Here is a 10,929-nt window from a genome sequence, read left to right as displayed (position 1 = left end):
CGACAATCGCCGCCCTGTAACTGCGGCCGAGCCAAGGCCGAAGAGCAAAGTTACACCATTTCCCGGGACACTATCGAGTTTTGCCCTGCGCTTGTTTATTGCGCGCAACGCACCGTTGCTGTTCGCGCTCCTGCTTGGAAGCATGCCGGTAGCCGCGGCAGCAGATTGCGTACCGCCCGAACGACCGTTCTTGCCTCAGTCGCAAGAAGACATGCGTGCCTACGCCGATCTGATCAGAAGCGATTTCGAGACCTACATTGCCGATGTGCAGGATTACTTCCGTTGTCTCGACACCGAGCGCGCGCGCGCCTTTGTTGAGGCGAGGGAGGTCAGTGATGACTACGCCAGGTTCCTGAATGCTCTCGAGTAAGCGACTACGGGTTTGTGCCGCCAGTAGAAATCAACCGTTAGACCAACGCTCCGTCAGTCTCCAACGCAATGATGTTTTTCAAGCGGGCGATCATATCGTCACCAACTGCGACATCCACGCTCGCCGTCTCGATGATCGTCTCCTGACCTGATATCCGAAACTGGGCCTGAAGACCTTCCGATTCTGAAAGACCTTGGTGATGCGGATAGAGCAGCGTCAGTCGCGGGGCTTTGTACAGGTGCGCATAGGCCATCATCTGATAGACGTCGCCTTGGGACACTCCTTGTTTTCGATCATCAATACGGGAGGAAATCCGCTTCCACTTCGTGTCGATCACATGGACAACCTGCCCCGCACGCCAAATCAGGATATCGGGTTTCGTCTGGAACACAGCGCGTTCATCATCGAGCGATGTCAGGCAGAATAGCCTCCCGCCTTGTAGAGAGACCCGATACTCCGTGCGTGCCAAAGCGCGTGTGATTAGCCGGCCGACATATTCCTCAAAAAGTGCGTTCATCTCAAAGAGGAGTGCAGTCCCCCGTCCCGCCCCGGCACTCGTCGTTTGGTAACGATTACGCAGAAAAAGTTGCGCCATCCCGAACAATTCCTGCCACGCCCGGTTTGTCCGGTCGATTATGACCTCATTCCATTTCAGCGCAGGAACAGCGACTTCGGATATATCGGCGTAGACGAAAGCCAGTTCGCGCAAACGCTGTTGATTGGCGGGACTGCGCGACATTCTGGAGAGATGTGCGACCGTTGCTTTCATGATGCGGTTCAGAGCGATGTCTTCTGACAGCTCATCAAATTTGCAGTCGAGCCGTGACGGGTTCGCTGCGTGGCGTGTAAATTGACGAGGCAGATTGAGCGTCCCGCGCAACGCTGCAAGATCATCCTCTTGGACAATATATCGCCGCGGCATGCCGCGACGAACGGCATCGGTCAGCTTGCTGCAGAAAATGCGGATGAGAATTTCCAGAAGCGTTTCGCGCTGCCAGTCAAGCTCTGTGATCTGGCCTGTCTCGATTTTTAGGTCCAGTGCGACTGCGAGCATGTGAACAAGACGCTTGCGAATGGCAGCATTCTTTCTTGCTTCGCCTCCTTGCCCTTCGACATCGATCTTGGGAAGAATTTCAAGGCTGCAGCCATCGGTTGCCAGGACCCCGACAACGCCACGCGCCCGCAGTTCATGGCGCCGATCCTCAAGCACTCCGCCTCCACCCCTTCCCGCAAAGGTCGATACTCTGGCGAGCGCCGCGAGACGCTCGGCAAAATGCTCGGGAATGCAGCCGTCCCCTTCGCCGTGGGGCAACGTTTCCCATTCGCGCAGGGTGAAGGCCGGCATCAGGCCGCAAACTCCGAGAAGTCGAATTTGTCTTTGACCGTCCACCGCAGTTTTTCGCTAGAAAAGTCGTCTTCAGTCATGCCTCCGGGTACCGCAATTTGTTTGGCATCGAGGAAGCGGGCGGGACCGTGAGTAGAGTCGCCAAGAACAGCTGCGACCTTGGACCAGTCCTCATAGAAATACTCAGCCAGAAGCGGGATCGCCTTGTCTCGCATGACGCTCTCAATATCCGCTCGCGTCTGGCAGCCTGTGAAGTACGCGTGCCCGATTTGATGCTCCCGGTCGAACAGATACTCAATTCGCTCGTTGATCGTAGACAGCAGCTTTTGCAGATCGACCCCCTCGACGTTGTCCGACAAAACTGAAGGGTCGGGCATCAGTTCCTTGAAAGAAAACCGGCGGCGTAGCGCCGTGTCCAACAGAGCGATGGAGCGATCGGCCGTGTTCATCGTACCGATGACATGGAGGTTCTGAGGCACGCCAAAGGACTTCTTGGAATAGGGAAGCGTGAGGCGGATCTCGTTGTCCATCCCGAGCCGCTTGTCGGGCTCGAGAAGCGTGATCAGCTCGCCGAAGACCTTCGAGATGTTTGCCCGGTTGATCTCGTCGATTATGAGGACATGCGGTCTTGCCTCCCGATGGATCGGTTCGCCGCCGCTATTCATGTAGCTTTCGATGGCAACAGTATCGAGGCGGGCCCGATCGAGGGCATAGATCGACTTCATGGTGAAATTGCTATCGTAGATCTCGGAGGCAGGAACCCCATCTCTGTCAACCCAGAGCCATCGCACGGACCGCCTGTGGCAGTATTTCCGGTTGTCCCGCTGCCGGTATTGGTACTCCCCCGTGATTTCGCCGATGGCCCGGAACAGTCGGTTGCCCTTGGTGACAACGATGATGTCTCCCACGTCCAACTGATTGCGGAAAACGTCCACTTGGCTCACTTGGCCCGACTGGAGAGTAACCTCGCCTTCGCGCTCGCCATGAGTACGACAAGCCTCCAGTATCTCCTCGACATCGGAAAACCTGTCGTCGGAGAAGTCGATGTCCTCCCAGCCGAGGAGCGTGTGCCCCTCGGAGATGGCTTCCTCGAACAGGTAGTCCTCCGCGGCCACGTTTGCGCGCGCGATCGACATCTTGAAGACCTGCCGCCCGTCGAGGGAAACGACGTTCTCTCGCGGTACTGTCGGCACGCCCTTCTCCGCACGCTCCGAGATGCGCCTGAATATGCCGGGTGCGGGCTCCAGCCGGAACCCGGTACCCGCCGAGCCGTCCTCGGACTGATCCGTAGTCGGTCGCAGTCCCTCGATGAACTCCTCGTAGGACATAGACTGGTGGAAAGTAACGAATTCGATGCGCCCCTCGCTCACGAGGCTGCGGTACGTGCTCATGAGCTCTGCTCGGCCATCTTGTCCATTTAGTGCAGCAGTAGCCTCGTCACCCAAGCACAGCCGGACGGCCTCCCATGCCGTCTGATACGTCTTGCCCGTGCCCGGCGGGCCATAGAGGATCAAGTTTACGGCGGATGGCGAGGGCGCTTTTTTTGTGTCGGTCACTGTGTCCGCCTCCGGTTGGGAATTTAGCGTATAGGTGAAAACGGTCGAACTGCTTGGATTTGGTTCGGTGCTCGTGGGCGGTGGTACTTGCGCAAGTTTCTGGAATTTTTCACCGCCTAGTGCCTGGCAGATGTTCGGAAACGCGTCTTTCAGCCCGATTGCCGTAGCAAGGCCTCCTGCGCGGATGGAGACCTCCCTGGCTGCCTTTTCCCGAGCAGGTTCGATGAAATAGTTCAGGGCGCAGAGCCTGATCCGGTCGGCACCTTCCATCAGGTGTTCGTACCGCTCAGGGCGCTCGGTGGGCTGATCGTTTTGGTCGACGATGATGTAACCGGCGTTGTGAAGACGCGCAGCAGCATCCGCCTTCTGTCCCCAGCCACCGTTTAGTTCTGTCTTGCCGAGAATGAAGCCAATTAGCGGTTTGGTCGGATATACACGGTTTTCGCGCTCACGCGATGACCGGACCCAATAGTCGCGTGGCTCACCGAAGGCACCAAAGATATCGCTATGAGCTCCGTTCGCACGGTAGCTGTCGTATGCGTCCATCGCGGCTTCAATCTGGGCTCGATCGAGTGCGTGGCTTTTAGCGCCTTCCTCCATCGCATAGTTATGGACGACCCAAAGCGCACTTTGAACGTCGATCATATCTCGAGGTGCGAGGCCGCGCTCTTCGAATGCGTGACGTACTGCCTTCATAAAGCGCATCTCATCCGCGTAGGTCTCGGCTAGCGTTGAATGCTTCGGGAATGGTGTGCCTACTGCTTCGCGCCATAGGTCCTGCCGAACCGTATGCCGGATGTAGACTGCCTGATCTGGCCATAGATGAAAGAAAATGAACTCGCCGATCTGCCTCGCCGCGTCTTCCGTGCCTTTCGGCACGGCCTCTTTCCAAATGCCTGCGAAGATGTCGAGCGCCGCCGCATGTTCTTCCGGTGATCTAAGTGCAGCACGTACAAGCGACGCAACGGCGGGATCGAGAAGCCCGTGGTCAGCGTTGCTCTTCAGGCTTAGAGGTTCGCTCGTGCGCCAATCCAAAAGATTGTTAGAGTCAGTCGCGGCGGTGAAAACGGCTTCTGTAATCGAGCTGTCATCGCCTGCGCTTTCCAGGGCCGGGCGCAGCTTGTTGATCGTTGCCAGTTTGTAGTTTCGTTCTGCTTCATCAAAATCTGGATCCGGGCGATCGAAGCGATCAAGGCTTGGAAAGAAGTGTTGCAGACGATCTATCCAGCGCTTCACGGCAGTCGGGTCGAGTTGAAAGTCTCCCGCAAAGCCAAGAGCGGTCAGAGCTGCGCGGGCTCTGTCGGGATCGAGGTCACCAAGTTTCCAAGCATCGATATCTTGGAAACCTTTCGACTTGAGCCCGCTGTGGCGACCTTCACTGTCGCTTCCGGACGGCGGCTTCCTGCTGGGATCCAGACCCGCATCCTGCAGAGCTCGCACATGGCTTTCATGAAACCAGAGGTTTGGGCGATCGTTCGTATACTCGAGACAGAGCGGCCGACCCTGCGGATCGATCAGTGGGCCAAGATAGAGGCTTGCATCGTAATCCGGGTTTGGCCGCAGTTTCGAGTTCCGAATGACTTCAAACACTGCACGGCGATTAGCCGAGGGCTTGCGCTTTGTTTCAAGTTCGGAGATGCGGTTTGTGAAACTGCTCCAGTCCATTTTCCCTATCTCGTTGATTCTGGTTGATAGCTTTTCAGCGCGCATAGCGTGTTGACCAACTGCATTTGTTCCACGGTATCGCACTTGGCCTCGCGCAAGCGCGGTGAGCCGAAGACCAAGGCCAGGCCCTTGGCACGCGACACCGCCACATTGATACGGTTGAGCGAAAACAGAAACTCCATGCCTCGCGATGTTTCTTCGGCAGAAGATGCCGTCATTGAGACAAGGCATACAGGTGCTTCCTGCCCCTGAAACTTGTCGACTGTCCCGACCCGAATGCCATCGGGAAGTGCATCTTGGAGGGCATTCACCTGAGCGTTGTAGGGGGCCACAACGATGATGTCAGACCGGCGGATGGGTCGCTCAGTGCCGTCTTTTTCAGGCCAGGTGCCTGTCAGAAGGTCGTCAATCGTGTCCTGAATTGCGGCAACCTCTTCGGAAGCGATCTGCACATTGCCTTCATGGTTCACGGGAACCCAAAAGGCGCCCGCAGCGGGGAAACTCGTTCCCGATACTCCTTGGCGAACCGTATCTGCGTGACTGGTCAAACGACCTTCGTAGACCTGATCGGAGATGAAACGGCAGACGTCGGGATGCATCCGGCGCGTGACGGGAAGGAAAATCCCCCTGTCAGGCGGTATCGTTGCGTGATCGCCCAGCATCCAGTCCAGGCAGGAAAGATTTGCGGGTTCAGGGTGTGCCCCTTGGATCACTTGCGCAAGCTGTCTCGGGTCGCCAACCAGCACAATGTTTTTTGCAGAGCGCCCCATGGCAGCCATGTTAGCCAAGCCAACCTGCCCCGCCTCATCAACGAACAGCCAGTCGTATGCCTGCACATTCTCTTCCCGCGCAAAAAAGAAAGCAGTTCCGCCCACGACATGTCCGCCACTTGCGGCTTCGGCGTTGTCTGTAGTGCGTTGAATTGGACAATCGTCTGGGTAGCCATCGTCGGACCCGGAAACCTTGTGAACCAGATCCAGCGTGATCGGCAGATCTTCGTCTTCAAGCGCACCTAGGCACCCCATCAATACGTTGCGGATGGCCTCATGGCTGTTCGATGTGACACCTACGCGCGCGCCTTTTCGGACAAGAGACAGGATCGCGCGGGCAGTGACGAACGTTTTGCCCGTGCCCGGGGGGCCCTGAATAGGCAAAACCGTTTGATCCATCGCGCCGACGGCATCAATCGTGCCTATGACTGGGTCCTCAACCGGCAACAGCGCCCCAGTAGTCAGCCGCGGCGCCGCTCTGCATAGAAGATCATCTACGGCCCGGTAGGACTGAACCGCGCATTGATCGGCGATGACGTCCTGCAGAGCCGCTGCGATGACCTTGGTATCAAGCGGCCAATCGGGGTGGAGAGAGAGGCGATCCTCCAAAAGGTGGCCTTTTCCAGGTCCGACCTTGACCGTAATCTCGCGTCTTCTCCGGTCCATCTCCTCGATATTGACCGAGACCGGGGCGCCATCGAAAACAGGAACGGTGGCTTTCTTGCCCGGCCGCAGTTTTGTCTCTTGCACTGGAAAGCGGTAGCGGCGTGCAAACGAACGCTTTACCGGCTCGACAGCGGAAATCGCTTCCAGCCCAGCTAGGGCGTCCAAATCGTCGATGAGGTCATCTTCGTCTTTCGCGGCGCTGTCAAAAACGGCCCATTGGGCAGGTTTGACCTCGCGCCTGTGAAAAAGACCCAGATTGAACAGTAGATCCTGCCGCTCATCCGGCAAAGCAGAAGCGGCAATCCGCTCGTGGAGCGCCCTTGTCTCTGCGTCTTCCTCAGCTTCTTTTGGAGCCGCGTCTTGGCCAATCGATGGCCACGGTCCTGCCGGGCGGATGCCAACGAGCCAGTCTCGCAACTCTTCGGTCGAGATGCAGTCAATACGGTTGTAGTCCTCGATTTCATCAAGGATGTGCTGATCGCCGATCTCTCGCCACCTTTCGTATGCTACGACCGAACCACCCGCTGTTTTGACCTCTCCGTCGCGCTTTCGGTCGTAAAAAGCTTCCATCGATTTGATCGAATAGTTTGGCTCCGAACCGATCAGTCCTCCACGCACGACGGCGAACAGATCGACAAAACGGCGCTCGCGTAGAAGCCGATCGAGAAAGGCTTCGCCGATTCCATATTTGGTCGTCAGCCGCTTGAGAGCCGTGATCTCGTAAGGGGCATAGTGATAGATGCGCGCTTTAGGATACTCTTCCAGCCTTGCGCGGAAGAATGCCAATAAATCGCTCAAAGCTTGGGCCTCGGCCCTGTGATCATGCGCCCAGAACGCTAGAAATTGCCCGTCGAACCAGAGCCCGTGCAGGTATTCCAGTCCCCCTTCGAAGTGTGGATCTCCTTCGATGTCATAGAAGACGTCGCCGGGCTGTGGTTCTGGCAACAGGTCAAAGCCCTTGCCAGGTTCAGGCGCCCTCAACTCGAAAGCTGGTCCACCAGTCTTCCGGGCATGCTGAAGACGCGCCTGCGTGACCAGTCGCAAGCGAGTGTTCTCCGATATGCCGCGCACTGGTTCGGCGAGCGCCGCCAGTTCCGCCATGGTTCTGAGACCAGCTGCTTCAAGCTTCTTGACCTGGCCCTTCGTGACATTCGCCACATTGAAGAGGCTGTCCTCTTTCGCCCAAACATCGGCACAGTGATCTGCCCAACGACACAGTCCGCAGTCGGCGCAAGGCACAGGCCGCGTGGCAGCCGGTTCCGCCACGAAAGCCTCAAGCCGCGCACGGGCTGCTCGAGCGTAATGTGCGTAATCTGCCAGCCGCAGCGTTGCACGCTGACCTGTCCCGAGTTCAACATGCGCAAACACAGGAGGCACACCCTGAATTTCGGTCAGAAGGTCAGAGTAAAGCACGAGCTGCAGGACATGCTTGGGATGCGGTCGGCGTTTCAATTTGGTGTCAGCGACTTCGTAACTGAATGGTCCAAGCGCTGAAGGCGTATCCACCCGCAAAAGAAAATCCGACCATCCACCCCAGTTCCCAGACAGAAATGCACCTTGGAAGACGACCTCGGCACCGCTTTGCAGTGCCGCGCGTGTCGTTTCGGAATCCTGGGCGATGTTTCCCCGTTCGATCTCCACGACTCTGTTGCCCGCGGCCTTCAGACGTTCGAGATGCGCCAGCTCGTGCGCATCTCCTTGCTTCTGCAGAAGTGCGGCGTCTTCTGTGTCTTCTCCCGGGGTGGGCCCTTCGCCTCTAAGGCGCAATAAGTCGAGCGCGGTCGCATGGGTACATCCCATGAACCGCATCAGGTCAGTCGCCGAAAAAAGGATCTTGTTGTCAATTTTCCGCATGGGTTCCAGCAATCATCAATGAGCGCAACCCTCGGAGCGGAAACGTCTCGTTAGCTTGCAGCTTCTTCAATAACATCGGTGGGTGTCAATATCTGTCGTGCTTGGCAAACATTTGATTCTTGACGCTTTACAGCCGACGACGCGCTGCGGACACTGCTATGCGGCGAAGCCGTCCTGGCCCCGAACAATCCGAAGACTTTTCGGCGCAATAAGGGAAGCGCGCTTGCCCTTTGCTCCCATCCAGAGTGAAAACCCTTTGGCGATTAAGTTTGCCGCATCATCCAGCGTATTGGCATAAACTGCGAATTCGGCATGGTGCTTGTTATTTCCATGCGCCGGGTCCGCCAACTGATACCCTTTGCTGGTGATTGCCGGCTCTTCAATCACCCCGGTACGAGAGCTAATCCGTTCAATTTTGATCACACGTCCACGCATCGTTTTTTCCCTCTCTGTGTTCTGCTGCGTCTGACGAGCCTCTCAACTCGCACCGTGGTCACCCTTGCCGGAATCGGCTCGACAGGACGCAATGACACAAATAGCCTACAAGGGTGTCAAAAACTGACAGGTCCAGAACAACCCATGTCCTTTTCCAAGGCCCAAGATCTCATTCGTCTTGCTCAGATGGCCGCCGCGCGCCGCGGCGGGGTCAGTCTCGAAAACATCTGTGACGAGTTTTCGGTTTCTCATCGCACTGCTCAGCGTATGACTGATGCGTTGGAGGCCACCTTCGGAAATGTCGTGGCTGAAGACGGTGAGGACCGGAAGCGACGCTGGTACTTACGCGACACTGGACTCTCCCGGCTACAACTTCGGCATGAAACTGGCGCCGAAGCACTGGAGATCGCTGCCCGTTCAGCCGAAGCAGAAGGCAGGCTGCGGCATGCAAAGGCCTTGGCGGAACTTCGAGATGGTATGTTGGCAAGAGTGCCGGCTCGAGCTCGCATCGAAGCTGATGCAGAGGCTGTCCTGATGGCCATGGGCCAAGTCACACGCCCCGGCCCCCGTGTCAGTGTCGCTCCCGACATTCTTGACGCAATTATCGAGGCGCTGCGCGGACCTTTTCGGTTACGCGTGCGCTACAGTCAGGACACGAAAAAACGCATCTTGGAGCCGCATGGGGTATTGCTGGGGCACAGGACCTATCTTGCCGCGCGTGACCCAGCAAAGGCAGATGAGGTCCGAAACTTCCGCATTGATCTCATACATGAAGCAGAAACCTTGAATGAAAGCTTCAAGCTCCAGGACGGCTTCACCATTGCAGATTATGCGGCCCACGCCTTCGGGGTCTGGCAAGATCCGGCGCGATTCGGGGAAGTGGTCTGGCGCTTCAGGCCAGACGCAGCCGCTCGTGCAGCCGGCTTTCAGTTTCATCCAAGGCAGACGTTGGAACACCAGCCAGATGGCAGTCTTATCGTCCGTTTCCATGCAGCGGGCTGGCTTGAGATGGTTTGGCACCTGTATCAATGGGGTGACAAGGTCGAAGTCATCGCCCCGGCGGAGTTGCGAGCCATGGTCGAGGACTATCGCCGCTCCGATTTTGCCGCGATGCCATGACCCAATTTCTTGAGGAGAGTTTGTATGAGCGACAGCTTGACGTTCCAAGCGTTGAAGGAAAAACAGAGGGCCATTCGCTCGGGATTTCCCGAAACCATGGGCCTTCGTGTCCACCGTGCAATCAGTTGGATCGGTCGTGCCGAGGCCTGTGAAGAAGACGATGACGCGCGATTCATATTTCTTTGGATCGCATTTAATGCAGCCTACGCCGACGAACGAGAATTCCAGTCTATCCCGCTAGGTGAACGCGCCACGTTCCTTGAGTTCTTTGGTCGGCTGACACAGCTGGATGCTGATCGGCGGATCTACAAGGCTGTTTGGCAGCGCTTCTCTGGTCCAGTTCGTCTTCTCCTGGAGAACCACTACGTCTTCAGCCCGTTCTGGCAACACCACAACGGAATCGAAGGCTTCGATGATTGGCAGGAGCGTTTCAATGCTTCGGCCCGAGCCTTCGGACAGGCGTTCCAGGCTGGAGACACAGCGAGAGTTTTGAGTTTTGTCTTTGACCGTCTGTATGTTCTGCGCAACCAGCTCGTGCACGGCGGTTCGACTTGGAACGGCGGCGTGAATCGCGCGCAAGTGCGCGATGGAGCGGCAATCCTTGCATTCCTGATGCCAGTTTTTGTTGACCTGATGATGGATAACCCGAGCGGAGACTGGGGGCGTCCTTTCTACCCCGTAGTCTCGTAGCTGCGCGCAGTTCCTGCTGAGCTAAGGCAGAACCCCGCACGTGCCTAGACCTTCTTCCGGCAAAGGCACCGCTAGCAGGGACCTTTCGTGCCGCATCTCAATCAAATCTCCTTGCTATCATTAATGTTGTTTCGTATCGCTGCACCATTATAGATGGAGTCGGCATCATGAAGCACGTGATCCACAGCGTGGCAACAGCCACGGCACTAAGCATATCCGGACTAATGGCCTCGTCAGGTCCGGCTCAGGCCTATCAGGTGGACTGTGCAATCCTCCTCTGCCTTGCGGGCGGCTGGCCTGCCTCCGCGCCCTGCGCGCATGCCAGAGCGGTCTTCATTCGGCGGATCACGCCATGGCCGATCGAGCCGCCCTTACAAATCTGGGATAGTGTCCCGGGAAATGGTGTAACTTTGCTCTTCGGCCTTGGCTCGGCCGCAGTTACAGGGCGGCGATTGTCGC

7 protein-coding genes are annotated in these 10,929 nt (G+C 57.2%); 3 read left to right on the top strand and 4 right to left on the bottom strand.

What is annotated here, in order from left to right:
• Positions 1–370: hypothetical protein (locus HNS34_RS21135; RefSeq protein ID WP_407925887.1), on the top strand; the 370-nt coding region annotated here is incomplete at its 5' end.
• A 37-nt stretch (positions 371–407) separates the two neighbouring features.
• Here the strand turns inward: HNS34_RS21135 and HNS34_RS20070 are convergent.
• The 4 genes from HNS34_RS20070 to HNS34_RS20055 form a co-directional block, all read right to left on the bottom strand.
• Positions 408–1,715 carry an McrC family protein gene (locus HNS34_RS20070; RefSeq protein ID WP_172321855.1) on the bottom strand — a complete coding sequence of 436 codons (1,308 nt, stop codon included), beginning with the start codon at positions 1,713–1,715 and terminating at the stop codon, positions 408–410.
• A complete protein-coding gene (locus tag HNS34_RS20065) occupies positions 1,715–4,936 on the bottom strand; it encodes a DUF8426 domain-containing protein (RefSeq protein ID WP_214647561.1) in 3,222 nt (1,073 codons plus the stop codon). Before HNS34_RS20065 ends, HNS34_RS20070 begins: the two co-directional genes overlap by 1 nt.
• Before the next feature lie 5 nt (positions 4,937–4,941).
• Complete coding sequence (locus tag HNS34_RS20060) at positions 4,942–8,226, bottom strand: TM0106 family RecB-like putative nuclease (RefSeq protein WP_172321854.1); 3,285 nt, start codon at positions 8,224–8,226, stop codon at positions 4,942–4,944.
• A gap of 156 nt (positions 8,227–8,382) precedes the next feature.
• Entirely contained in the window at positions 8,383–8,661 is a 279-nt protein-coding gene (locus HNS34_RS20055; RefSeq protein WP_172321853.1) for a hypothetical protein, read from the bottom strand.
• Positions 8,662–8,805: 144 nt separating this feature from the next.
• Between HNS34_RS20055 and HNS34_RS20050 the strand changes: the two genes are divergently transcribed.
• Positions 8,806–9,780 (top strand): helix-turn-helix transcriptional regulator, encoded by a 975-nt coding sequence (locus tag HNS34_RS20050; RefSeq protein ID WP_172321852.1) that lies wholly within the window; start codon positions 8,806–8,808, stop codon positions 9,778–9,780.
• 24 nt (positions 9,781–9,804) lie between these two features.
• Positions 9,805–10,470 carry a HEPN domain-containing protein gene (locus tag HNS34_RS20045; RefSeq protein WP_214647560.1) on the top strand — a complete coding sequence of 222 codons (666 nt, stop codon included), beginning with the start codon at positions 9,805–9,807 and terminating at the stop codon, positions 10,468–10,470.
• Positions 10,471–10,929 lie beyond the last annotated feature (459 nt).

It is taken from the genome of Alterinioella nitratireducens (assembly GCF_013155465.1).
Taxonomy (GTDB): Bacteria; Pseudomonadota; Alphaproteobacteria; order Rhodobacterales; family Rhodobacteraceae; genus Alterinioella; species Alterinioella nitratireducens.
Note: the sequence above shows the minus strand (reverse complement) of the source record. Positions and strands in the feature narration are given on the sequence as shown.

Coding starts and splice junctions, on each gene's coding strand:
- HNS34_RS20055 (WP_172321853.1), bottom strand. CDS start 8,661: ATGCGTGGACGTGTGATCAAAATTGAACGGATTAGCTCTCGTACCGGG.
- HNS34_RS20050 (WP_172321852.1), top strand. CDS start 8,806: ATGTCCTTTTCCAAGGCCCAAGATCTCATTCGTCTTGCTCAGATGGCC.
- HNS34_RS20070 (WP_172321855.1), bottom strand. CDS start 1,715: ATGCCGGCCTTCACCCTGCGCGAATGGGAAACGTTGCCCCACGGCGAA.
- HNS34_RS20060 (WP_172321854.1), bottom strand. CDS start 8,226: ATGCGGAAAATTGACAACAAGATCCTTTTTTCGGCGACTGACCTGATG.
- HNS34_RS20065 (WP_214647561.1), bottom strand. CDS start 4,936: ATGGACTGGAGCAGTTTCACAAACCGCATCTCCGAACTTGAAACAAAG.
- HNS34_RS20045 (WP_214647560.1), top strand. CDS start 9,805: ATGAGCGACAGCTTGACGTTCCAAGCGTTGAAGGAAAAACAGAGGGCC.